Consider the following 24,051-nt stretch of genomic DNA (forward strand, 5'->3'; position numbering starts at 1 on the left):
TCAGGACTCGCTCAGAATGCGCTCAAACCTTGCGCTTAGACTGTAGGCGATCGCAACGCCGCCTGCAACATCGAGAGGATCTCCCGCTCCTGAAATTGTCGAGCCAGATGTCCCAGTTCCTGGGCAAACCCCTGAGAATCTCCCCCCTGCTCAATCACCCCTTGGGACCAGCCGCGAATCCGGTTAAGATTCCCCCGTTTGGCCCAATCTAGCAGTTGCGCTAACACCTCTGGTTCCGGTAGCACCAGGTCAGCGGAGCCATCCACGTCACCTATCCCTTGACCCGAATCATCCCTCACCTCAACTGAGCTCTCCATTGCCCCATACTCCCAATCCAGGTTTAAAAGCTGTTGCAAGAGATGTAACAATTCCTCCGCCTGAATCGGTTTCGGCAGAAAGGCATTACCGCCCACGTTCAAACTGCGATCGCGATCCTCCTCAAACACACTAGCCGAAGACACGATAATCGGGAGCCTAGCACACTCAGGAATCTTCCGTAGCCACTGAATCAGATCAAACCCATCTGACCCCGGCATGACCAAATCCGTCACAATCAAATCAGGCCGTTGGTCTAGGGTGTAATCATACCCTTGTTGACCACTCACCGCCTCCAAAATATCAAAGCCTAAGGGTTCGAGCAAACTGTGGAGAACTCCACGATTCTCGGCCTTGTCATCCACCAGCAAAATCTTCCGTCGTGGGCCACGGTAGCCCACAATTTGATCACAGGGAGGACTGGTGACAGCAGACCACCCCTGAGCTACCGGCAAAACTAGATCAAAGCTAAAGCAACTTCCTTGATTAATCTCACTTCTGACCTGAATTTCACTTCCCATCAAGCGAACAATCTTTTGGGAAATGGCTAGCCCCAATCCCGTTCCTTCAGCCATTTGGGCAGCTTTACCCACCTGTTCAAACGGCTGAAAAATTCGCTCTAGCTGTTCCGGACTCATCCCCACCCCGGTATCCTCAACCTCAAACCGGATGCGAACTCCTTGCTCTAAATGCTCAATGACTGCCACTTGAAAGGTAACTTGACCCATTTCTGTATATTTAACAGCATTACCCAAGAGATTGATCAGAACCTGCCGTAAACGCTTTTCATCCAGGCAAACCGCATCAGGAATTGGTGTCATCACCTGATAAATCCAGGCGAGTCCTTTAGGTTCAGCCTTAATCTGACAGAGTTGCGAGACCCCTCTTAGAAAGCTCGGAAAGTGGACATCGGACGGATGAAGTTCCATTTTCCGGGCTTCAATTTTCGAGAGGTCGAGAATGTCATTGATTAAGGTGAGTAAATGAGAGCCACATTGATAAATTACATCAATTCCTTGACGCTGCGACGCACTGTGAGGGTGACGCTTGAGAATTTGGGCATAGCCGAGAATACCGTTGAGGGGAGTTCGCAGTTCATGACTCATATTAGCCAGGAACTCACTCTTAGCTCGATTAGCCAAGTCTGCGGCTTCTCGGGCCTGTTTGAGGGCCTGTTCAGCAGCTTTATGATCGCTGATATCTGTGGCAACCTTTAACCAGTAATGAGCGGTTTCAGTCTGTGAAAGTTTAACGATTAGGGGTTTTTCTAGACAATACAAACATCGTCTTTCACCCCTACCATTGACGATGGTGGTTTCGTAGGCGCGGATATCCTTGGGTTGAGTTGAACGGTCACAGGGGATAGACTCTCCCGTCGAGTCCGTTAGCTCGTCCTTCTTACGGCCAATCAGGGCCTCGACGGAGGTTCCATAAAACTCAGCCAGGCTTTGATTCGCTAAGACAAAGCGATCGCTCGCATCACGAACCTCAATCAGACTGGGGTTGGTATCAATGACATTGCGCAAAAAGGTTTGTTCACGGGATAAATCCTGTTGACTTTGGTGAAGGGAGGCGGTTCGCCGGGCGACTCGCCGTTCTAATTCCTGGTTATACTGCTCTAGTTGTTTCTCAGCGGCGCGACGCTCTTGGACTAAGGCACATAACACGAGAGCACTGAGGGCAATGACACTGATAAACGATTGCAAAAGAACCAAAGACGCTGCCACTGACGGACGAGCAAAGGTTCCTACCCCATTAGCCGTCCCGATAATGGCCAGGGTTGTTATCAGCGTCACGAGACTGGTCACCTCTCGCCAGCCGAAATAAAACGTTGCCCAGCCCAAGAGGGGGAGGAGACTATATTCAATAGGATAATCTCGGAAAAAAGCACTATAGGCGATCGCCACCCCCAAGGCAGTGATCAGGCTAATATGGAGCCAATCCCGTTGTCGATAGACCTGGGAACAACGGCGATCGCTCCAGGACAGAACCAGAGGTGTAATCACTAAAATTCCCGTAGCATTGCTGGTGAACCAGGTTTGCCATAGGGTGAGCGTCTCGGCCCCGGAGAGGTTTCGAATATTACTCAAAGCAAGGGTTGCGAAGATGGCACTCACCAATGCCGGAATCGTGACCACTAAGCCAGCAAAAATGAAAACGTCTCGCAAGGACTCAAAGCCGGGAGAACAGTGGGTATAACGCCGTAACAGTCTCGCTCCGAGCCAATATTCTAGGATTTGATTAAAAATCAGCACTGTCCAGAGTAATGAGTCCTCTGGAGTCTCTAGATAGCGATTGAGGTTAAACAGAAACACCCCCATCGTTAAACCGATGAGGGTGCTATTACCCCAAACCCCTAAGATGGCGATGGCCATCCCCGCCGCAATCCAAACCGGTGCCCCAACTCCTGGGGATAGGGTCAAAAAACTCAAGTTGACAGTTAACACCACATACATCCCTACGGCAAGAGCCAGATTGGGGAGGAGCATCTGGCCCCGATGTTTCCAGCCGAAAAAAGCAGCCATAACGATTTAAGGATATCTAGGGAATGGTAGCAAGGTATACTGCCGCTGAACTCAAAAAAAAGCGTTCGTCACCGAAATTGATGCTAGTTGATTGTAGCATTATCCCTAGCCTATCAAGTGTAAGGAGAGCTTAACACTCTAGAATACGGAAGTGTTACGGAACTTTGGCCCTATTTCTAAAAAATTGGGTTCAAGATCGTTCACCTATCTGGGCTTAGATTGAATCGCTTGGCCGGGTTCGGGACAATTTACGGACAATAGTGATACTTGAGTCGTAAAATATGGATTCAGGGTCATCCCCAAACAGTTGATGCTTCTGCCCGGTTAGAATGAGGGCACGATGAGGGAAGCTCTCCCCAATGCCCCTGATGATTGATGTCCCGGCCGTCATTACCGATCACCCATGACACCTGCCCTTAAAGCATGGCTACTGTGGCTCATGCTCTGTTTAGGGAGTTTTTGGTTAAGTTTGACCTATCCGGCTCTCTCACAGAGTTCTGCGCCAATCTCCCCTGCCTCTGTCCCCCAAAATATTTCCCGCGATGACTCCCTGAATTTAGGACTAGATTACTATGAACAAGGAGACTATTTACAGGCGATCGCCCAGTGGCAACAGGCCCTCAGCCAAACCTTAACCCCCGCCAGAGAGATCGCGTTGCATCGGAATCTCGCCAATGCCTACCAACGTCTGGGTCATGCCCCCAATGACGCCATTTTTCATTGGCAACACGTCTTAGAATTAGCAGACACTGATCCTCGGGCAGAGTCCTATGTATCTTCCTTGACTCAAGGGCAAATCCGCATTGAACAGGCCCAGCTCTATGACAGTATGGGGCAACATCAGCGGGCCCTAGAGCTGTTGTTGACTGCTCGTGACGACGTGGAGGGCGATCGCCCCAGTGAACTGGCCCGTCAGGGAGCCTTAGGTAATGCCTACTCAGCCCTCGGCCGTTATGATAAGGCGATCACAGCCCATGAAGCCAGCCTAGCCCTAGCTCAAGCCCTTGATGACCCCCCGGCCATGGCCACAGCCCTGAGTAACCTAGCCAACGCCCACAGCTTCCGGGCCCGTCGCGCTAAATATCAACAAGAAGTGGCCATTAATGAGGGAGAAGACGTAGAAGCCCAGCGGGCCCAAGCTCAATTCGAGGGCGATCGCCAAGCCATTGAGGTGCGACTCAAGCAAAGCCTCACCTTAGGGGAGCAGGTGGGAGGGTTAACCCAAGTTCGTAGTCTCCTTAATGCTCACCGTTTCCTCAAGGAATTTTTCCCGGATCGTCAGGAGGAACAAGAACATATTCGTGGGCAGATTGAACCGCTCCTCGCGCCCTTACCTCCATCACGAGATAAAGTCTTTGCCCTGATTTACCTAGCTCAACAGCAGTCCCCAGCGCAACCTAGCCGAGCCCATCAGCTGCTCGAAACTGCGATCCACCTCTCTCGCTCCATTGCCGATTCTCGGGCTGAATCCTTTGCCCTAGGCAGCTTAGGAGCACTCTATGAACAGGATCAGCAGTATGACATTGCTTTGGGTTTAACCCAACAAGCTCAGTTTACCGCTCAGGAAATTTCCGCCTTTGATAGTCTCTACCGTTGGCAATGGCAAGCGGGCCGCATCTATCACGCAAGGGGAGAGCTAACCTTAGCCCTACATCACTATCGAGCGGCCACCAATAGTTTAGATCAGTTACGCGGTGATTTAATTGCGACTAGCCGCGATCTCCAGTTTGAATTTCGGGATGCCGTTGAGCCAGTTTATCGTGAACTCATTGCTTTGCTTCTGAAAGGGGAAACCCCGGGAACGTCCCAAACTAAACTTGAGGAAACTCTAGATATTTTAGAGCGCCTTAAGTTAGCTGAACTTCGTAATTTCTTTGGGGATGATTGTGTTGACGTAGCTCAATCTGTAGTCCTTGAAAATGGGCAGCTATCCGATACAAAAGCGGTCATTATCTATAGTATTATCCTAGATGAAGCGACCTTTTTAGTGTTACAGAAAGCTGATGGAACCCTCAGCAGCTACAGAGTCCCTCATGCGAAAAATGATATTCAACGTGAGGTCAATGACTTTCGTAGCTTATTAGAAAAACGGGGAACCAATGAATATTTAATTCCCGCCCAGCGCCTCTATGATTGGCTGGTGCGTCCTTTGGAACCTGACTTAGAGGCGATCGCCCCAGAAACCCTGGTTTTTATCCAAGATGGGGTACTCCGTAAAACCCCTGTAGCGGCCCTCCATGATGGTGAGCGGTTTTTAGTGGAGTCCTATGCCCTAGCCACTACCCCAAGTTTAGGCTTAACCACCACGAGCCGCCGCACCTCTCGACTAGGACGAACTCTGATTGCGGGGTTAACCGTCGAAATTCCCCCCTTTGCCGCCCTCAATAACGTCAGGCGGGAAGTAAGGGAGATTCAGAACCTAACTGGGGGATTATCGTTACTCGACCAAGAGTTTACTGTGGGCAATCTAGAGCAAGAATTGCTTCAGAATCCCTATTCAATTGTGCATTTAGCCACCCATGGCAAGTTTGGAGTCGATGCGGAGAGTACCTTTTTGCTGGCCTTTGACGATCACATCACCATCGACGGGATGGATCAGCTATTGCGATCGCGTCGCTATGCCGGCAGCAGTCGCCAACCCCTTGAGTTATTGGTTCTGAGTGCCTGTCAAACGGCTGCCGGGGACAACCGCTCTGCTCTGGGAATTGCTGGGGTTGCGGTGCGGGCGGGGGCGAAAACAGCCCTAGCTAGCCTTTGGTTCATCAACGACGAAGCCACCGTAACACTCATCACCACCTTTTATCAGCAACTGCAAAACCCCAACATCACCAAAGCCCAAGCCCTACAAACGGCCCAAAAAGAGGCAATTCAGAGTCAGTTCTACAGTCACCCCGGAGTCTGGTCTCCCTTTATTCTCATTGGGACATGGCGTTAAACCGGTCGCTGTCCCGTGACCAAAGGCTTTAGAACTCTCGCTGTCCAATCAATATCAGCTTCCGTCGTCTCTCGCCCAAGAGTCAGACGGATTCCTGCCCGAGCGAGGCGTTCAGGATAGCCCATGGCTAAAAGAACCGGGCTGGGGGCGAGTTTCCCGCTATGACAGGCGGAGCCGGAACTAATGGCAATTCCCGCTAAGTTCAATTGTCGAACTAGAGCTTTACCGGTAATGGGTTTCCCCTGGCTATCATCTGCATCTACCAAAAAGCTAACATGATGGGGCAGACGATGCTGGCGATCGCCCGTCACCTGAAGACTCCAAACCCCAGCTAGATGCTCAAAGAAGCGATCGCGCAACCCTTGCAGCCGTTGCTGTTCTGCCGCGAGTTCCTCAGCCGCCAGAGCAGCTGCCACCCCAAAACCTACAATATTCGGCACCGCTTCGGTTCCTGAACGTCGGCCCCTCTCCTGGCCGCCTCCAGCCAACAGGGGCTGTAGAGACAGTCCTGGGCGAACATAGAGAGCACCCACCCCTTTGGGGCCATAGAGCTTATGACTAGAGAGGGAGAGCAAATCCACCCCTAACTCCTCCACATTCAGGGGCAATCGTCCCGCCACCTGAACCGCATCCGTATGAAATAACACCTCATGCTGCCGGGCGATCGCCGCCAACTCGGCAATGGGTTGAACCGTACCCACCTCACTTTGACCATAAATCACGGATACGAGGGCGGTATCAGGACGCAGGGCCCCCAAGAGATCGTCAGGCTGGACCCGGCCCTGGGGTGTTACCGGAAGACGAGTCACCTGCCAGCCTTGGTCCTGCAAACGCCTCGCCGGTTCAGAGATCGCGGCATGTTCAACATCCGAGATAATGAGATGGCCCGGCTGCCGTGGCAGAACTCCTAGCAAGGCTAAATTATTGGCTTCCGTGCCGCCACTGGTGAAGACAATCGACTCCGCTGGGGCCTGAATCAGCTCAGCTACCTGAAGACGGGCTATTTCCACTGCTGTGGCGGCGGCTTCTCCCCAGTGATGCAGACTTGAGGGATTGCCCCAGGTCTGAGTCAGTGCTTGCCCCATGGCCTCAATCACCTCTGAGCGGGTCGGTGTGGTGGCACTATGGTCTAAGTAGATTTGCATGGGGATCTCTCCTGATAGTTGCGATCATCCACATCCCCCCCTTCTAGGCTAGCCTACAGACTTAGAAATATTCGCTCCCTGGCGATCGAGGCTCAGCGATCGCACTGTAACCGTAGTTTTCTGCCTCTGCCAGGCCTGTTCCATGGCGGCCACCACTCTCGGAGCATCTGCCGTTGATGTCAGGGCTAAGAGAGTCGGGCCCGCACCACTAATCGCCAAACCATAGGCCCCTGCCTGTACTGCCGCCTCATGCACCGCTCCATAGCCAGGAATCAATTTCTGACGGTAGGGTTGATGAACCCGATCCTGCATTCCCACCCGTAACTGTTCCCCATCTCCAGTTTCCAGACCTTTGACCAGTAGGGCTAAATGGGCGGTATTAAAGACCACATCAGCCCGACAGTAGTCTTGAGGCAGGACTTGCCGAGCGGCGGCAGTGGAGAGTTCAAAGTGGGGGATGGCCACTACGGGCACAATTTCAGGATGCCACGCCACTGTGCAATGGAACCAGTCCTGGTTATCACTAGCGGCCAACTGGCAGCCTCCTAACAGGGCTGGAACCACGTTATCCGGGTGGCCTTCTAAGTCAATTGCCATGCGCATCAAGGCCTGGAGACTCAGGGGATTCCCGGCCCAATAGTTGGCCCCGAGTAGGCCGCCAACTATGGCTGTAGCAGAACTCCCCAACCCTCGGGCTAGGGGCACTCCCAACTCAATCTCTAACCGTAAACTCGGAGGTGTTTGGCCCAACGCTTCAAAGAACTGACAAAAGACTTGATAGACCAAATTCTCAGCCCCCGTCGCTACCCGTGCCGCTTCCTCGCCTCGCACCTGAATCGTCACCCCAGACCCTGAGGGCCCCTCAGTTTTGCTCTTCTGGGCAGGCAAAAAGGAAAATCGGTTATGTAACGACAGTGCTGCCCCTAAACAGTCGAAACCGGGTCCGAGGTTTGCCGTGGTAGCCGGGACGGTGACAGTAAACGGATGAAGCATTCAGGTGGATAACAGGGAGTTGGCGGACAGGAGCGTGACGATCGCCCCGTGTCCGAGCCTGCGATCGCCCGCTGAGAAAATTCTATCCTAGAGCGGGGCCATCTCAGGCTTGGGGGGCTAACGGGGCGATCGCCTAAACTTGAACCGCTTGATGACCCTGGATCAGGTCGGCCCGATGTTTGGCCAACTCCAATACCCCTTGGGTAACGACGTCGACCACATCCACTCGCCCTTGGCGCAAAAAGCGATGTTGTAGGAAGGTTTCAGCGGGGAGGTCTCCCTTGAGGAACTCCTTAGAGGCGGCTAGGAGTTCACTAACGCAATCAAAGCCAACCGATTCGATAATGAACGTGGCTAAGGGAGAATTTTTTAAATCATAGGCCGACTCCCGAGTGCGCCCCTGGCTTAGCAGTTGCAGCACTTCCGCCTCTCGTTGGGTTGAGGGAGGACAATCATTGGAGAGATGGGGCAAAAACTCGGCTAAGGCGGGAGTTTTCACCCCTGCTTCAGGAAACTCGCCCATCATGGTGGAGATGTGAACATTGCGCCCGAGGCGATAGGAAAGGGCTTCGAGAACGGCAATGGTAATCAGTTTCACCCCTAGGTATAACTGGGCCGTTTCCAGGTTCTTGCGGGTGCGTTCCACCAGTCCAGCGTAAGTTTCATCATCCGGCTCACCGCGATATTGACTGAAAACCACTTCCGGCTTTAGGAAGTTAATAAAGCCTTCCATCTTCTGAATCGAACGGCGATAACCGCGAACGGTATAGGAGTTGGCACTAATGAGCTCGTGATTGGTTTCTGGCAGGAGATTCCAGGTATTATCTAGGAATTCAGCCGAATTAGGGAGGGCAAAGTTTTCCACATCCCGATTGGCCAGACGCACGGCCTGCTTGACGGCCTTATAAATGTCGTCATCCTGCCAGTCGAGCTGGAACTGATCTCGGGTGCGAGTCAGGTGCTGTTCTAAGCGATCGCTCGCTGTCCAGCCTTCAGCAGATACCCCTCGGAAGGGGATTGTGGCTTCAATGCAGGCGGCAATCCGTACTAGGTCTCCCAGAGATAAAAAGGGCTCTAAGGCCTTAATCGCGATGATGGCACTGAGGAACTCATTTTGCCCCCGAAACGGGTCTAGGACTTGTTCAGGAGTGAAGCCGAAAACCGACAAAACCATCAAGACGTTGGCATCCTCAGGAAACCGCTCCGAGGGAAGAATGGACAGTTTGCCGTTGAGTTCCTCAATGTAGGAGCAGATGTAACGACTAACGTTGAGATTAATGCCTGAGTCGACCTGAACGTAGACTAAATCATGGAAGAGTGCCGAGAGAACCTCAATGGGGTCATCCGAGCCGCCCACTTCAAAAATGTGAGACGGCGTATGGAAATACCGCCACTGTCCCGTCATCGCCTGTACGATCAATGACGCAATTGGTTCGATTTCCTCCATCGGTGGGGGGGCTGCCAGTTCCGAAATTGAGCCGACTAGGCTGTCCAGGCAGCGTTGGTAAGCAACTTCTAGCTCCATCAATCCCTCGTGATTGTTTCCCTGATTCCCGTGCATACGGTGGCAGACGACCTAAACTGTCGATGCACCTATCCTCTGCCAGCATAACCTGAAGCCCGACCGGTTGCCGAAATTGTTCAGGATTGATTTCAATGGATTTGACACCACAAACGCCATTCTCCCGTAAATTTTCTGCTCAGCCTGATTTAGAACCGACCATGTCTCTAGATAACGAAGCCTCCATCAGCGATTTTCTCAGCCGTCAACAGGCGTTGACAATTGAACTCCAATCGCTGCAAGACCATCTTAACCGTCTCGTGCCTCAACTGGAAGAGGCCCAGACCCAGGCTCAGAAGCCAGCGGAAAAACCCCAGGGTACCTCTCCTGAAACCCTGTTAGCCTCAGCAACCCAGGCGGCTTTAGCTCGCTATGAGTGGAAGGCTAAAGTGGAGGGACTCGAGGTAGCCATCGCTTGGACACAAGAAAAAATTCAGCAAAAGGCGGATGAACTCGATGATCTCGAAGCCGCTCTGGCGGACTTGGAGCGCCGCAGTGAGCAAACTGCTCGGGCTCGCCAAGGGGTAAGTCAGCTTAATCAGTCTATTGATGAGGTGAAACAACAGTTGATTGAGTTGAAAGCCCAGGGCTGTCTTCATCTGTACACCGTTAACTTGCCGGAGTTTTCCCTTAATGAACAGGGTCAAATTCAGGTTCGTCCCCATTCTTTCCGGATTCCATGAGGGTCTGTGGGTTTAGACATGGCAGCGGGGATGGGTTCCCAGGCGGCCTCATCGGGACAGTCAGGGGGCGATCGCCATTCCCCAGTTCAGGAAAATGTCATGACACCTTGATATTTATCCGGAGTAACCCTCGAATGGGATGGGTCTAACCCCTGGGATAAATGGTCAAAAGACATTAGCATGGGAAAAACTTTACATTTCAGTTTATGAATGTTCGGGCAGGAACCCTCCTCAATCACGGGAAATATGCGATCGAAGCCCCGCTAGGTCAGGGCTATTTTGGCGCGACCTACCGAGGAACCCACGGGCAGCTCTGGCAGCCCGTCATTCTCAAAACCTTAGGTGATACCTTACTAAGTCATCCTAATCGCAACGAGTTTGCCCGCCAGTTCGTTGAGCAGGCACGGCTGCTGGCCCGTTGTCAGCATCCCAACCTAGCTCGGGTCTTGGATTTATTTGATGAGCAAGGACAGGCCTTTTTGGTTTTAGAGTATGTCCCTGGCGATCGCCTGGTGGACCGCATCAACCATCAAGGTCCGCTCTCAGCCCCGGAGGCCCTAACCGTCATTCAGCAATTGTCCCAAGGGGTCGAGGCCCTTCACCAGCAGGGACTCTTGCACCGAGATATTAAACCTGACCATATTCTGCAAGTGCCAGGGAGCGATCAGCTGGTCCTAGTTGAGGTCGGCTTAACCCGAGACCTAACCGCAGGAGCGGGTCAAACCTACAGTGGTCTACTCTCTCCCGGCTATGCCGCCCCAGAACAGTACAATGGCGCTCCCTCTAGCCCAGCCACTGATGTTTATGCCCTGGCCGCTACGGCCTACTACCTCCTGAGCGGACAGCCCCCCGCTAGTGCCCCCTTGCGCGATCGCGTCCCCCTCAAGTCCTTAGATGATGGCACTCCCCTAGCCCCCGCCTTGGAAGAGGCGATTCTCATCGGTCTCGATCTCAACCCCCAGACCCGTCCTGGAAGCATTCGCGACTGGTTAGCCCAACTCCCAGACGCCACAGACCCGAGCCCCAGGACTCACCGTTCCCGTCCAGCGGCCCCTCAACCGTCGGCCCCCATCACGGCTGAGCTGACCCCAGCCCGGTCAATCTTTCAGCGTCCTTGGGTTCCGGCTCTGTTCGCCACAACCTCTGTGGTGGCCGCCATTGGCGGAGCGGCAGCCATGATGAGCCTGCGGTCAGCAATGAGTCGTGTTCCAGAATCTGACCCCTCTCAACTGTTACGCAGTGAACCCAGTTCACAGTCCCCGAACTCCGGCCGCTCCGGTAACGGGGAGAATCCCCTCCTAGAGATTGATGCCTGGACCCCGGGTGAACCCAACCCGGATGCCGAATATACCCGGAACCGTTGGCAAGCACCAGAACCCGAGAGCCGCGATCGCTCCTCCTCTTGGTCGGAACCCAGTTCCCTTCCTGAACGCCGACCCCAAACTAACCCAGCCCCCTATGCTGAGACGGCTCCCCCTGAGTACCTCCCTGACCCAGTTCCTGAGCCAGCCCCCTACCTGGATCACCTCGACCGTTACGATGCTCCCCCCCAAACAGAGCAGCCCTTTACCGGGGATGACCCCCTGGATGTGCCGAATTGGTCTGAGCCGGTTCCCGAGTCCTTAGAACGGCCTTGGGGGAGCGAGCCGGACTGGGGTGCAAATCCTGAAGCCAAAGTGCCCGATGGCGTTCAGGACATCCCCTGGGAGCGAGGCTATGATAAGCAAGTTCCCCCTGGCAGTTCCACTCAAAGTTAAGTCAATCCTCAAAGAACTCACCCCTGACTGCCCCTAGGGGTCTGCACCACGCTCCCGTTCCTCAGTGATCTGGGAACGGCGGCGGTTTGCGGGTGATATCGCGGCGTCACCCCGAGTTAGAACTGCTATAATTTTGTTAAGGAAGCTTAATAATCAAATCCACACATGAGTAAGTCCCCGGTTCACGCCTTCTTTGTTGGTCGTATCCTCGCAGAAGAAATCGGCGCAGTCCTAGAACGGACCGTCTCAAACTCCCTCAGTGCCTTTGGTCAGTTTGACGCTGAACAACGGGAGAACCTACGTCAGTTCTCTGAACGAGTTGTGGAACGAGCGGAGCGGGTTGAGTCCGATCGCAACGCTGCCGGCCCCTCGTCGGGGAGTCGTCCTGTGTCTACAGATCAGGATTTACAGGCTCTCATTGACGGATTGCGGGCAGAAATTGCTGAATTACGCTCTGAACTGCAACGCTACCGTAATCGTGGTGATCACGACTAACGCCACAACGATTTCCTCCATCTACCCGCCAACTTCATCGAGAACGTCGAGTGTCTGCCCTGTCTGAGGATTCCTTGCCCCAATCGACCCGCCCTGAGCGATCGCCCCTCGATCGCCCCTCGAGTGATCATCAGCGCCAGCCACCCGGCGATCGCTCCCTCCTTCCGACCGCTTCCTCCTACCGTTGGAACCGTCCCAACTACTCCCGCAACCGCCGCCGCATTGAGATTTGGTCTTTTGTGGGCCGATTTCTCTTTGACTTGTGGCTGAATGAACGCAAGTGGAGTTATTGGGGCGGCTACAGTGATGCCAAATTAGCGGCACGCCGTCGTCGCATGGCCATCTGGATTCGGGAGACCTTCCTACAACTCGGCCCCACCTTCATCAAACTCGGACAACTGTTCTCGACCCGTTCTGATATCTTTCCGGCGGAGTATGTGGAGGAATTGTCCAAACTCCAGGATCGGGTTCCCGCCTTTAGTTCTCAACTGGCCTACGAGATTATTCAGGAAGACTTCGGCAAACCCGCTCAAGAACTCTATCGCTATTTTGACCCGGTTCCCCTTGCCGCCGCCAGTTTAGGCCAAGTCCACAAGGCCCAGCTCAAACGTGGTGAGGAAATCGTCGTTAAGGTCCAACGACCTGGGTTAAAGCGACTCTTTGATATTGACTTGGGTATCGCCCGGGGTGTGGCCCTCTACCTGCAAAATCACTCCAAATGGGGCAAGGGTCGCGATTGGATGGGCATTTATGATGAATGTTGCCGCATTCTCTATCTGGAAATTGACTACCTCAACGAGGGCCGCAATGCCGATACCTTCCGCCGCAACTTTCGTGGCGTCGACTGGGTGCGGGTTCCTCGTGTCTATTGGCGATATACCTCCTCCCGGGTCTTAACCCTGGAATATCGCCCGGGTATCAAAATCAGCCATTATGAAGCCTTAGAAGCCGCTGGGTTGGATCGTAAGCATTTAGCCAGTTTGGGGGCGATCGCCTACCTCAATCAACTCTTAGATCATGGCTTCTTCCATGCCGATCCTCACCCCGGGAATTTGGCCGTGAGTCCTGATGGTGCCTTGATTTTCTATGACTTCGGCATGATGGGGCAGATTACCTCCAACTTACGACAGAAGTTAATGGAGTTGTTTTTTGGCATTGCCCAACGGGACAGCGATCGCGTCGTTCAAGCCCTGATTGCGGTGGAAGCCTTAGCCCCCATGCAAGACCTCGGTCCAGTCCGGCGATCGATTCAATACATTCTGGATAACCTCATGGATAAACCCTTTGAGGAGCAGTCCGTGGAAGCCATCACCGATGACCTCTATGAAATTGCCTATGACCAGCCTTTCCGCTTTCCAGCAACCTTTACCTTTGTCATGCGTGCCTTTTCGACCTTGGAGGGGGTTGGCAAAGGGCTTGATCCCGACTTTAATTTTATGGAGGTGGCGAAACCGTTCGCGTTTGATCTTATGAACCAAGGACGAGAAGACTACAGCAATGGCATTCTCTCGGAACTCAGCCGTCAAGCCAGTGAGGTGAGTTCAACAGCCCTAGGCCTACCTCGGCGTATCGAAGATAGTCTCGATAAACTAGAACGAGGCGATGTACGAGTGCGAGTGCGGGCGACAGAAACCGATCGCCTACTGCGACGCATGAGTAACATGCAAATGACAACAAATTACACCCTCCTTGTGAGTGCGTTGACGTTGTCCGCTACGATCTTAGTAGTCAGTGGCGAAGTTTGGTTAGCCGGAGGTGTCGCCGTCGTGGCGATCGTCCTAGTCATCGCCCTGCTTCGACTCATGGCGCGCATTAACCGAGCGGATCGCTTCTGATTTTCTCTATCACCCGCAATTTTATAACTTTCAGGTATGAAACCAGCCTTTGCCGGCCAGACCGATAAAGGTCTAATCCGAGCCGTCAACCAGGACGCTTACCACATCGACGACGCCGGGCGCTTCTTCATTGTGGCCGACGGAATGGGAGGCCATGCTGCCGGACAAGATGCCAGTCGCATTGCCAAGGATGCCATCTGTCATTACCTCGATCTTGGCTACAACTGTGACGATCAACCCGCTACCCTTCTGAAAAAAGCGTTTCTGGGGGCGAACAAGGCCATCATGGAGGATCAACTGGTTCATCCTGAGAATGCCGATATGGGGACAACCGCTGTGGCAATCTTGCTGCAACCGGGTTCTGATGGTGACATTCGTCAGGTTTGGTGTGCCAACTTAGGAGACTCTCGCATTTATCGTTTCCGTGATGGAACCCTAGAGCAAGTCACGGAAGATGATACCTGGGTTGCCCAAGCCATCAAAGCCGGAGTTCTCCCGGCGGAGGAAGCCCGAGAACATCCCTGGCGTCATGTGTTATCCCAATGTCTCGGCCGGGAAGATATGGGTGAACTCGAAATTCGCGGTCTTGATGTTCTCCCCGGAGATCAGTTCCTTCTCTGTAGCGATGGACTCAGCGAAGAACTCACCGACGATCGCATCGCCGCCGAACTCGCCGCTAGCAAAGATTGTGACGAAGCCACGACCCGCCTCATTGAAATAGCGAAGGCGGAGGGAGGACGAGACAACATCACCGTTGTGTTGGTGAAGTTTTAGGGAATCGGGAACAGGGGGTTCATAATGAGCATTTTTACCGTTGACAAATTGCTAAAACATGGGTCAGAGGATCGGGAACCTCAATCGAGGTAGTCCCGTCCTAAAAAATATCTGGGTGCAGATGTTGCAGTTTATGTCAAACATTTGTTATATTTTGTAACAAGACAGGATAAGGCACTCTCAAGGAGGTCATAACCTTAGGGTTAAGCCCGTCTTGAGAGGCGCTGACCCAGTTCCTGTATTGACGAGACGATTCGCTTGAGAGGTACATTCCATGGACCAACCGATCCAACTCAGTCTCGAACAGCAGTTTAGTCTGCGTTCCTTTGAAACCCAAGTGGCTCAAATGAGCCATGAGCAAGCCCAACAGTTCCTTCTGAAACTGTACGAACAAATGATGTTGCGCGAGGTAACCTACAAAAATCTGCTCAAACACCAATGGGGCATTGAACCCAACGGAATGTCGTAGAGCCATGTCCTAAGACTGTCTCAGAACGACCTCCGTCTCTGGCTCAGTTCCCCACTTGTGGGAAACGATCTGGGGATGCTGGGGCGTTACTGAAGACTCCCTCACCCGGCTGGCTAGTTCTCACTGACTACCTAGGTAACAACAAATTCGACTACCCTAGGAATGAATCATGTCTTTGGGACGCAAGCCTTATATGTTTCAAAACCTTCTCATCTGCACTGACCTACACGACGGTCTACATCGCCTGGTTCGCTTCGTTCCTAGCCTTGCCGCATCAGGAATCCGTAAACTCGTTTTCTTCCACTCCGTTCGACTCGATGACGATCGCGGCGTTGCCAAAGTGGATAAACCCGCGATGGAAGCCGCTCGTCAATACCTTTCTACTGCCCAGGAGAACGTCCCCGATGGCGTCAAGGTAGAGGTGGTGGTTGAATCCGATCGCATTGTCGAGAACATCCTCAACACCATTAAAACCCATCACTGTGACCTCGTGCTGCTGGGGGCCAACAACAAAACTCTCCTGAATGAAACACTCTTTGGCAGTACCACCGCTGAGCTGGTAGAACGAATTAAGATTCCTCTTTTGGTCATCCGTCCGGCCTTGATGTCCACCTACACCGAAGAAGAACTCGATCTACGCTGCCGTCATCTGTTGCGCTATCTCCTCATTGCCTATGATGACAGCAAAACGGCGAGAAGTCTCGTGCAACAGATTACTCAGGTAGCCCGCGATCGCCCTGAGAACTCCTTAGAATCCTGTCTCCTAGCTTGGGCCATTGAGTCCAAACATCGCCGCGAGATTCCCCAATCGCAAACCCTAGAGGATGCTCAGACAGTCCTCGCCGCCGTCAAACAAGACCTAGAACAGTTGAATCTAACCGTCGCCACCGAAGTCCGACAGCAAGAGCGGTTGCAGGCTATGATGAGCCTGGCGATGGAGTATGACATCAGTGCGATCGCCGTCAACTCCCCGAGCATTCCCCGCCTCCTGGAGTGGTCGCGGCCCAACTTCGCCAACCTCCTCTTACGCCGCAGTTGGCATCCCGTTCTCTTCTTCCCCGATCCCGCCTGAGGCAAGATTCTCCGAAATTGGCGACCGAAATGTGATAAGTATAGGGTGAAAGTCCTTACATTCAGCGACGTTAAACAAAACAATGTTTTCAATTATTTTTCAACTCTGCTTAGCTGCCCTAGTCTTCTGGTCTTTCATTATGGTGATTGGGGTTCCCGTAGCTTACGCCTCTCCCCAAAACTGGGATCAGTCCAAAGGACTGATCTGGATTGGTTCAGGAATCTGGGTGGCCCTAGTTCTCGCCGTGGGTGTTTTGAACTACCTCGTCGTTTAAAACAATCCCCAAACGAAATCAGGAGGAATCTCACCTGGGATCCCTCCTAGGGTTCGTTAAGTTTATTCTTGAATAAGTCACATTAGATAAGACAATAACGAGACTAAAACTGCTTCCAGGTCAAGCTTTTTACAGTTTTTCGTTGTCTTATCTCTATTGACTATCACTTCGTCCTCACCCTTAAGACTTATGGCAGTTTTTGAAGGAACATTTGCCAGCGTCGCTCCTTACCGCTTCGCTATTGTTATCGCCCGTTTTAATGATCTCGTCACCGAAAAGCTCCTCGGTGGCTGTCAGGACTGCCTCAAACGTCATGGCATCGACGTCAACCCAGAAGGAACCCAAGTGGATTATGTTTGGGTTCCTGGAAGCTTTGAAATTCCCCTCGTCGCTCGGCAACTGGCCCTCAAAGGCAATTACAACGCCATTATCTGCCTCGGAGCCGTGATTCGCGGTCATACCCCTCATTTTGACTACGTAGCGGCGGAGGTCTCCAAGGGAGTCGCAGCGGCCGGCTTCCAAACCGGAGTCCCTATCATCTTCGGGGTTCTGACGACGGATACCATGCAGCAGGCCCTCGAACGAGCCGGAATTAAGAGTAATCTGGGCTGGAACTACGCCATGGATGCCCTGGAAATGGCGAGTTTAATGAGTCAAATTGGCGGAGATTCAGACCTGACCCCAAATCCCCAAGCCCTCCCCAATGGAGAGGGCCGTCCTCTAATGCGTGATGCCTCTCCTCACTAGAGAGTTACCGTCCCGCTAGACAAGCGGCTAAATCGGCTTCAGCGGTAGAAATTCCCTGGAGGTTGTAGGTTTGTGAGAGCAACTCAAAGACACGGGGTGAGATGAATGCGGGCAAAGTTGGGCCGAGGCGGATATTGCGAATCCCGAGATGGAGAAGGGTGAGCAAGATGGAGACGGCTTTCTGCTCGTACCAGGACAGAACCATGGATAGGGGCAGTTGATTCACATCCGTATCAAAGGCGTCGGCTAAGGCTAAGGCGATTTGGATGGCGGAGTAAGCATCATTGCATTGCCCCACGTCCATCAGTCGTGGTAGGCCGCCAATCTCCCCTAAGTCTTTGTCAAAGAAGCGGAATTTGCCACAGGCCAGGGTCAAGACAACACAGTCGTCGGGGACGTTTTCGACGAACTCGGTGTAGTAATTCCGTCCCGATTTCGCCCCGTCACAACCGCCCACGAGGAAGAAGTGACGAATCTGACCCCCTTTGACTGCTTCAACCACTGTATCGGCAACTCCTAGGACCGCATTACGGGCAAAGCCGGTGGTAACGGTTCGCCGCTCTGGGGTTTCTGTAAAACCCGGTAGGGCCAGGGCCTGTTCAATAACAGGGGAGAGGTCCTCGCGGCTTAGATGGGGGAGATGGGGATAGCCAACGGCCCCGAGGGTGAAGACGCGGTCTTCGTACTTGGTGTTGGGGGGCATCAGACAGTTGGTGGTCATGAGAATGGGACCGGGGAAGGCGGAAAACTCCTGGGGTTGGTTTTGCCATGCGGTTCCATAGTGACCGTAGAGATGGGGGTAGGTTTGTTTGAGGCGAGGATAGCCATGGGCCGGGAGGAGTTCGCCGTGGGTGTAGACATCAATGCCTTTGCCGGCTGTTTGTTGCAGGAGGGCTTCCACATCTTTGAGGTCATGGCCGGAGATGAGAATGGCTTTGCCGGGCCGTGGGGTGATGGGAACGGCGGTGGGGACAGGATGACCGTAGGCCCCGGTGTTAGCCGCATCGAGGAGTTCCATGGCGAGGAGGTTGATTTCTCCTAGTTTTAGGGCGAGGCTGACCCAGTCGTTGAGGTCGAGATCTCCTCGTCCCAGGGCGGCTAGGGCATCGTAGAAGTAGTCATAGACGCGATCGCTCTCTTGCCCCAGTTCAGCGGCATGATGGGCGTAGGCGGCGATTCCTTTTAAGCCATAGAGAACGGTGAGTTTGAGGGAGAAGATGTCCACATCCCCCGAGCCTTGGCTAATGAATTGATATTCAGCTTCTTTGCCCTGTTGAATGAGGCGATCGCGATCGCCGGCGGGTTGGAATTGGGCTAAGTCTGACCAAGGATGGGTTTTGGGGAATTGCCGTTGTAGGAACTCTCGCCGTTCCACGGTTTCTTGAATATAAGCCGCAAAGCGATCGCCGTCGAAGTTGACGTTGGTGAGGGTGGCGAAGAGGGCTTCACAGGCGAAACGATTGGCGGTGGGCAGATTTAGATTGGCGGAACGAGCCTCGATGACGACTTCGGCGAGTCCCCGCAGGGCATGGGTGAGAAGGTCTTGTAAGGCATCAACGTCGGGGCTTTTACCGCAGGCTCCCCAGTTGAAACAGCCTTCGCCTCGGGTGGTTTGTTCGCATTGGCTACAAAACATGATTGACATCCCTCGTTGATTGCTTGGTTTCAGCTTAGGCTGGGAGCTGGGGGGATGTCTTTGACTTAGATCAAGAAGGCAAGAGGCAAGAGGCAAGAGGCAAGAGGGTTACCACAGAGGCACAGAGGACACAGAGGAAGAGGAGGGGGGAAGAGGCAAGGGGCAAGGGGCAAGGGGGGATAGTCGAGGTGGGGGCTTGTTTTGGGGGGGTATAGTGGTCTTGTGAAGGGTTGGGAGAGTTTTTGGGAACGATGGAAGAGATTCGAGAGTTTTTAGGTCAGGTTGATTTGTTTGAGCGGTTGCCAGAATCGCAAATTGATGCTATGTCGGCGATTGCTAAACCTCTGCACTATGAGAAGGGGGAGCCGATTTTTTTTGAGGGCGATCGCTGTTTGGGCTTCTTTCTGGTGCAGTCGGGACGGGTGAAAGTCTATAAAACTTCCCCAGATGGGAAAGAACAGATTTTACATTGGTTTGAAAGGGGCGATCGCTTTGCCGAAGTCCCCGCCTTTGATGGAGGCTGTTATCCGGCCTCGGCGGCGGCGTTGGAACAAACGTCGGTCATCTTGATTCCTAGTCAAGCGCTTCTGGCCTTGGTGGAACAATACCCGAGCTTGGCCTTTAATTTGCTGGCGGGTTTATCCCGAAATTTACGACGCTTTGCTAATCTCATTGATACGCTCTCCCTGAAAGACGTATCGAGTCGCTTGGCAGGGTACTTGCTGGAGTTGAGCGATCGCCAAAATGCTAACCCAGTCGAGCTGGATCTGGCTAAGGGACAGTTAGCCGCTTTTTTGGGGACAATTCCCGAAACCCTATCTCGGACCTTCGCAAAACTGACTCAAGCTCAACTGATTGAGGTTGAAGCAAGACAGGTTAAAATCCGTGATTGCGAGGGTTTACGACGTTTAGCTGCCGGAGACTCAGGAGTAAGTGGAATATCTGGCTAACTGACGTTTGCAGAACGAGGTTTTTTAGTTAACATGGATAACTAATACGAAATCAACTAGCTTAACCTTGCTCTTGTCACGTTCAGAGGGGATCATTGTTTAACCTTTGCGGCGTGCATTCCCAGTCTTGAACGCTCAATGTTTAGCTGGCTTGCTCCTCCCACTAACTCCGGTTCTGTAGAATCCCTTCCCCGGCTTAAGCTGCCCCGACTCCTTAGTGTTTTAGAGGTTTGGGGCTTCGGTTTGAGTGGTTTGTTACTCTGGCTCGGCCCCGGCCCCGCCTCTAATGCAGATATTGGGCAACCGCTGATTTGGGTTTGGCTCGTCGCCACGATAATCGGGGTTCTCTACAATCTCCAGGTGAAACATCTGGGCAGCCAATATCCCAACGTCTCGGGAGGAACGCCCAACTATATCACCCGGCTCCTGGATAATCACCCCTTTTTAGCTCGGTATGGGGCGATTGGTTACTTTTTGGGCTGGGTTTCGGTTCCTTCGATGAATGGCATTGTTTTGGCGGGCTTGATTGCTGCCAACCTAGAAACCCTGGGAATTGATGCTCCGGAAGGCTTATTAAGAATCATCTTTACCTCGGTGCCGTTTATTGTAGCCTACAGCGGCACTCGGGCCATTAGTATCTTACATCTATTCTTTATTCTGCCGGCCGTGGGGTTTTTCCTGGTTTTTTGTACCCAGGGCCTAGGTTGGTTAGCTCTCTCCCCCAATAGTCCAGGCTTTTTTCCCAGTCAGTGGGACCCTTTTGCGGTGGGAGATTGGGCTAAATGGTATTTCTTGGCCGTATATGCGGCCTATGGCTGTGAGACGGCTTCCGTATTTGTGGCTGATAATCAAAAACCCTATAAAACTCTTCGCAGTCTAACATTTGCTGCCATTCTCCTGCCGATTATCTACACGGGAGGCTCTTGGTTACTGATGCGGTTGGCGAGTGATCCGGAATTGGGCAGCAATACTTTCGTGCAGTTAGTGGCTGTCTCCCGTCCCTTTTGGGGGAATGCGGCCCCAGTTTTGGTGACGTTTCTGATTGCCTCAGGCTGTCTCCTGAGTTCGGCCACGGCGGTGGCCCTGAGTCCTCGGGTTCTTTATCAATTATCCCGCGATCGCTATCTATCACCCGTGTTTGCTGTGGTGTCTCGACGGGGGGCCTTTGGGCCTGGCCTAAGCTTTACCTTTGCCCTGAGTCTTCTCTGTCTGTTATGGGGAGATGTGGAACGGGTGGTGATGGTGACGGGAACGGGCTATCTTTCGAGTGCCATGCTACTGCATTTGGGAATGTGGCTCAAACGGGGAACCAATAGCTCCTGGCTACCTCGCTGCTCCCTGGCCTTTTTCCTCTTGGAAGCCACGGTGTTGGTTGTGGGGGGGCTGATGTGGCGTGGTTGGGATTTACTACTGGGGTTAGCGTTTCCTATTGTGGTTCTGCTGTTTGATGCGGCGATTGCCCAAAATCGCTTTTTCCTCTTTCAAACCGATTGGTGGATTCGTCTCTACCGTCGGAAACTGGGAGATAATTTTCAGAACTTTGTGGCGGTTCAGGTGGGTATGTTGTTGCTTCTGCTATGTGGGGCGACGTTTTTGAGTTGGCAATCTCATGTGTGGATGATCTCAACGACGAATCCGGCAGCGTTAGCTGATGTCTCAGCCAATTTGCTGGTATTGCTCTTGCTTACGGTGGGGTTTGTTGGAGTGGCGATCGCCTGCTGGACAAGTTTACCCCAGGCTGAGGCCATTGTAGAGACCCGCGATCGCGCTCAATTGCTCTTCCGCGTTGCCGATGATGCCATTATGGTTCTCGACAGTCAGGGGGTCATTCAGGAAGTGAACCCCGCTGCCAGTTCCCTCTTTAATTTACCGGGCTTTGAACTGCTGACACGACCGCTCTGGGAGTATCTCCCCCATTTTCCCAGGGATATTGAGACGGCTCCCCGCATCAGTGAACAGGATTTTAAGCGAGGGACGGATTCAGGGACGGTGGAAGTAGGATTATCCCTGTTGGAAACGGAGGCCTCTCGGGAATATCTGGCGATTTTGCGGGATGTCACGGAGCAAAAACAGGCGAAAGAGGCTCTACGCCAATCGGAAGAACAATTGCGGCGTTGGGCCACGGAACTGGAACAGCGAGTTCAGGAGCGAACGGCGGAATTGCAAGAGGCCATGGAACTGGCGGATGCGGCGAATCATGCTAAGAGCGATTTTCTGGCGAGCATGAGTCATGAGTTACGAACACCCCTCAATGGAATTTTGGGTTATGCCCAGATTTTACAGCGATCGGCAAGACTCACAGGACAGGATTTACATGGGGTTGAGATTATCCAGCAATGTGGGGGCCACCTGCTGACCTTGATTAACGATATTTTGGACTTGTCTAAAATTGAAGCTGGGAAGATGGAACTTCACCCCAGTGAGTTTCATTTTCCGGCGTTTTTGCAGGGGGTCGTTGAAATTTGTCGGGTGCGATCGCAAGCCAAGCAAATTGAATTTTTCTATCTGGCAGATCCCCATCTCCCCATAGGAGTCAAAGCGGATGAGAAACGCTTGCGGCAAGTCTTAATTAATCTCCTGGGTAATGCCATTAAGTTTACTCCAAAAGGAAATGTCTGTTTTAAGGTATCCGTTCTGGAGTCTCCAGAGGCTGAGGCGGGAAACAGTGCGTCTCAGGAAGCGTCACCGTACCGGGTTGAGTTTGAGATTACCGATACTGGGGTGGGGATGACACCGGAACAACTAGACAAAATTTTTCTTCCCTTTGAACAAGTGGGGGAGGGAAAACGACAAGCGGAAGGAACTGGCTTAGGCTTAGCCATCACTCGGCAAATTTTAGAGTTAATGGAGAGTCCAATTGAGGTGAGGAGTACGCCCAACCAAGGAAGTCGTTTTAGCTTTGTGGCGACCCTGGAACCGGCTGAAGACTGGGTAAACTCTCTTACCCAGTCAGATTTGGGTAAAATTGTTGGCTATGAGGGCGATCGCCGAACACTTCTAATTATTGATGATCGATGGGAAAATCGCTCGGTGATTCTCAATCTTTTAACCCCCCTCGGCTTTACGGTAATCGAAGCTGAGGAGGGAGAACAGGGGCTAAAGATGATCCTTGAACAGCGGCCCGATCTTGTGATTACTGATTTGGCGATGCCAGGAATGGATGGTTTTACCTTCCTGAAAGCCTTGCGACAACATCCAGAGATTAACGCAACCCCCACTATCGTGTCATCGGCCAGTGTTCTGGCCATTGATCAACATAAAAGCTTAGCAGCCGGTGGAGATGATTTTCTACCCAAACCAGTACAAGCTGATGAACTTCTGCAAAAAATATCCGATACTATTGCCATCTCTTGGATCTATGAGCAGCAAGAATCTTCTCACATGACAACTTCTCTCACTCCCCCAGATAGCCCGGAGGGAGGCCTTTACTATCCCCCCCTTGAGAACATTGAGCGATTTTTGGATTTGGCTCGACAAGGACTCTTAAATCGACTGGTGGAGGAAGTTAAACAATTGTCAGAACAAACTCCCAGGTATCAACAATTTGCCGAGCACATTGAAGAGTTAGCCCAAGAGTTTAAGATAAAGCAAATTCGTGATTTCCTAGAGGCAACTCCCGAGTCATAGCTCAGGGGTTAGCTCCCCTTCGTTGAGTCGTTTTATTTTTTCTATGCCGACTAATCTCTCAAATTACGATTTTTTAGAACGTTATCAGAAAAATAGCTGTTTTTTACTCAAAGGAATGGTTTGTATGATAAAAAGGATAATAAGCCAGGGAACAGTACCATGATTGATGTAACCTGACTAGCAGATAGACCCTGTTTTCGGTTTTGTCTAAGCACAAGCTCTCCTGTATCTCTAAATTTAATCGAGTTAGCCCAGATT

General features: G+C 52.5%; 17 protein-coding genes. 12 read left to right on the forward strand and 5 right to left on the reverse strand.

What is annotated here, in order from left to right:
- Positions 1 to 35: 35 nt before the first annotated feature.
- Positions 36 to 2,840 (reverse strand): MASE1 domain-containing protein, encoded by a 2,805-nt coding sequence (locus NEA10_RS10630; protein WP_252659643.1) that lies wholly within the window; start codon positions 2,838 to 2,840, stop codon positions 36 to 38.
- Positions 2,841 to 3,243: 403 nt separating this feature from the next.
- On the opposite strand from NEA10_RS10630, the gene NEA10_RS10635 reads away from it, so the two are divergent.
- Positions 3,244 to 5,775, forward strand: coding sequence for a CHAT domain-containing protein (locus NEA10_RS10635; RefSeq protein ID WP_252659644.1), 2,532 nt, complete (start codon positions 3,244 to 3,246; stop codon positions 5,773 to 5,775).
- Here the strand turns inward: NEA10_RS10635 and NEA10_RS10640 are convergent.
- From NEA10_RS10640 to NEA10_RS10650, 3 genes are all read right to left on the reverse strand, one after another.
- Positions 5,772 to 6,920: a cysteine desulfurase family protein gene (locus tag NEA10_RS10640; protein ID WP_252659645.1), complete on the reverse strand. Its 1,149-nt coding sequence runs from the start codon at positions 6,918 to 6,920 to the stop codon at positions 5,772 to 5,774. The two genes, NEA10_RS10635 and NEA10_RS10640, sit on opposite strands and share 4 nt — an antisense overlap.
- A 48-nt stretch (positions 6,921 to 6,968) precedes the next feature.
- Entirely contained in the window at positions 6,969 to 7,913 is a 945-nt protein-coding gene (gene thrB, locus NEA10_RS10645) for a homoserine kinase (RefSeq protein ID WP_252659646.1), read from the reverse strand.
- Between the two features lie 133 nt (positions 7,914 to 8,046).
- A complete protein-coding gene (locus NEA10_RS10650; protein WP_252659648.1) occupies positions 8,047 to 9,438 on the reverse strand; it encodes a hypothetical protein in 1,392 nt (463 codons plus the stop codon).
- Positions 9,439 to 9,635: 197 nt separating this feature from the next.
- Between NEA10_RS10650 and NEA10_RS10655 the strand changes: the two genes are divergently transcribed.
- The 9 genes from NEA10_RS10655 (at position 9,636) to ribH (ending at position 17,580) form a co-directional block, all read left to right on the forward strand.
- Positions 9,636 to 10,157, forward strand: a complete 522-nt coding sequence (locus NEA10_RS10655) for a hypothetical protein (RefSeq protein WP_252659650.1) — start codon at positions 9,636 to 9,638, stop codon at positions 10,155 to 10,157.
- Positions 10,158 to 10,363: 206 nt separating this feature from the next.
- Entirely contained in the window at positions 10,364 to 11,914 is a 1,551-nt protein-coding gene (locus NEA10_RS10660) for a serine/threonine-protein kinase (RefSeq protein WP_252659659.1), read from the forward strand.
- Positions 11,915 to 12,079: 165 nt separating this feature from the next.
- Positions 12,080 to 12,409 carry a DUF6825 family protein gene (locus NEA10_RS10665; RefSeq protein ID WP_252659661.1) on the forward strand — a complete coding sequence of 110 codons (330 nt, stop codon included), beginning with the start codon at positions 12,080 to 12,082 and terminating at the stop codon, positions 12,407 to 12,409.
- 50 nt (positions 12,410 to 12,459) lie between these two features.
- Entirely contained in the window at positions 12,460 to 14,244 is a 1,785-nt protein-coding gene (locus tag NEA10_RS10670) for an ABC1 kinase family protein (RefSeq protein WP_252659663.1), read from the forward strand.
- A 36-nt stretch (positions 14,245 to 14,280) separates the two neighbouring features.
- The gene (locus NEA10_RS10675; protein ID WP_252659666.1) at positions 14,281 to 15,018 is read left to right on the forward strand and encodes a PP2C family protein-serine/threonine phosphatase; all 738 of its coding nucleotides are present in this window, start codon (positions 14,281 to 14,283) and stop codon (positions 15,016 to 15,018) included.
- Between the two features lie 274 nt (positions 15,019 to 15,292).
- A complete protein-coding gene (locus NEA10_RS10680; protein WP_159788768.1) occupies positions 15,293 to 15,487 on the forward strand; it encodes an NblA/ycf18 family protein in 195 nt (64 codons plus the stop codon).
- A 169-nt stretch (positions 15,488 to 15,656) separates the two neighbouring features.
- Positions 15,657 to 16,559: a universal stress protein gene (locus NEA10_RS10685; RefSeq protein ID WP_252659668.1), complete on the forward strand. Its 903-nt coding sequence runs from the start codon at positions 15,657 to 15,659 to the stop codon at positions 16,557 to 16,559.
- Positions 16,560 to 16,641: 82 nt separating this feature from the next.
- Positions 16,642 to 16,833, forward strand: coding sequence for a photosystem II reaction center protein PsbZ (psbZ, locus tag NEA10_RS10690; protein WP_252659677.1), 192 nt, complete (start codon positions 16,642 to 16,644; stop codon positions 16,831 to 16,833).
- Positions 16,834 to 17,022: 189 nt separating this feature from the next.
- On the forward strand, positions 17,023 to 17,580 hold the full coding sequence (gene ribH / locus NEA10_RS10695; protein ID WP_252659685.1) for a 6,7-dimethyl-8-ribityllumazine synthase: 558 nt from the start codon (positions 17,023 to 17,025) through the stop codon (positions 17,578 to 17,580).
- 4 nt (positions 17,581 to 17,584) lie between these two features.
- Here the strand turns inward: ribH and hcp are convergent, their stop codons facing one another.
- Positions 17,585 to 19,216: a hydroxylamine reductase gene (gene hcp / locus NEA10_RS10700; RefSeq protein ID WP_252659687.1), complete on the reverse strand. Its 1,632-nt coding sequence runs from the start codon at positions 19,214 to 19,216 to the stop codon at positions 17,585 to 17,587.
- A gap of 251 nt (positions 19,217 to 19,467) precedes the next feature.
- On the opposite strand from hcp, the gene NEA10_RS10705 reads away from it, so the two are divergent.
- Together NEA10_RS10705 and NEA10_RS10710 are read left to right on the forward strand one after the other, a co-directional pair.
- Positions 19,468 to 20,166: a Crp/Fnr family transcriptional regulator gene (locus NEA10_RS10705; RefSeq protein WP_252659689.1), complete on the forward strand. Its 699-nt coding sequence runs from the start codon at positions 19,468 to 19,470 to the stop codon at positions 20,164 to 20,166.
- Between the two features lie 138 nt (positions 20,167 to 20,304).
- Positions 20,305 to 23,793, forward strand: a complete 3,489-nt coding sequence (locus NEA10_RS10710; RefSeq protein ID WP_252659698.1) for an ATP-binding protein — start codon at positions 20,305 to 20,307, stop codon at positions 23,791 to 23,793.
- Positions 23,794 to 24,051 lie beyond the last annotated feature (258 nt).

This window comes from Phormidium yuhuli AB48 (assembly GCF_023983615.1).
Lineage (GTDB): Bacteria > Cyanobacteriota > Cyanobacteriia > Cyanobacteriales > Geitlerinemataceae > Sodalinema > Sodalinema yuhuli.

Excerpts from the sequence above, each read along its gene's own strand:
- NEA10_RS10705 (WP_252659689.1), top strand. The coding sequence starts at position 19,468 with ATGGAAGAGATTCGAGAGTTTTTAGGTCAGGTTGATTTGTTTGAGCGG.
- psbZ (WP_252659677.1), top strand. The coding sequence starts at position 16,642 with ATGTTTTCAATTATTTTTCAACTCTGCTTAGCTGCCCTAGTCTTCTGG.
- NEA10_RS10710 (WP_252659698.1), top strand. The coding sequence starts at position 20,305 with ATGTTTAGCTGGCTTGCTCCTCCCACTAACTCCGGTTCTGTAGAATCC.
- NEA10_RS10640 (WP_252659645.1), bottom strand. The coding sequence starts at position 6,920 with ATGCAAATCTACTTAGACCATAGTGCCACCACACCGACCCGCTCAGAG.
- NEA10_RS10675 (WP_252659666.1), top strand. The coding sequence starts at position 14,281 with ATGAAACCAGCCTTTGCCGGCCAGACCGATAAAGGTCTAATCCGAGCC.
- NEA10_RS10685 (WP_252659668.1), top strand. The coding sequence starts at position 15,657 with ATGTCTTTGGGACGCAAGCCTTATATGTTTCAAAACCTTCTCATCTGC.
- NEA10_RS10635 (WP_252659644.1), top strand. The coding sequence starts at position 3,244 with ATGACACCTGCCCTTAAAGCATGGCTACTGTGGCTCATGCTCTGTTTA.
- NEA10_RS10680 (WP_159788768.1), top strand. The coding sequence starts at position 15,293 with ATGGACCAACCGATCCAACTCAGTCTCGAACAGCAGTTTAGTCTGCGT.
- ribH (WP_252659685.1), top strand. The coding sequence starts at position 17,023 with ATGGCAGTTTTTGAAGGAACATTTGCCAGCGTCGCTCCTTACCGCTTC.
- NEA10_RS10665 (WP_252659661.1), top strand. The coding sequence starts at position 12,080 with ATGAGTAAGTCCCCGGTTCACGCCTTCTTTGTTGGTCGTATCCTCGCA.
- NEA10_RS10650 (WP_252659648.1), bottom strand. The coding sequence starts at position 9,438 with ATGGAGCTAGAAGTTGCTTACCAACGCTGCCTGGACAGCCTAGTCGGC.
- thrB (WP_252659646.1), bottom strand. The coding sequence starts at position 7,913 with ATGCTTCATCCGTTTACTGTCACCGTCCCGGCTACCACGGCAAACCTC.
- hcp (WP_252659687.1), bottom strand. The coding sequence starts at position 19,216 with ATGTTTTGTAGCCAATGCGAACAAACCACCCGAGGCGAAGGCTGTTTC.
- NEA10_RS10660 (WP_252659659.1), top strand. The coding sequence starts at position 10,364 with ATGAATGTTCGGGCAGGAACCCTCCTCAATCACGGGAAATATGCGATC.
- NEA10_RS10655 (WP_252659650.1), top strand. The coding sequence starts at position 9,636 with ATGTCTCTAGATAACGAAGCCTCCATCAGCGATTTTCTCAGCCGTCAA.
- NEA10_RS10630 (WP_252659643.1), bottom strand. The coding sequence starts at position 2,840 with ATGGCTGCTTTTTTCGGCTGGAAACATCGGGGCCAGATGCTCCTCCCC.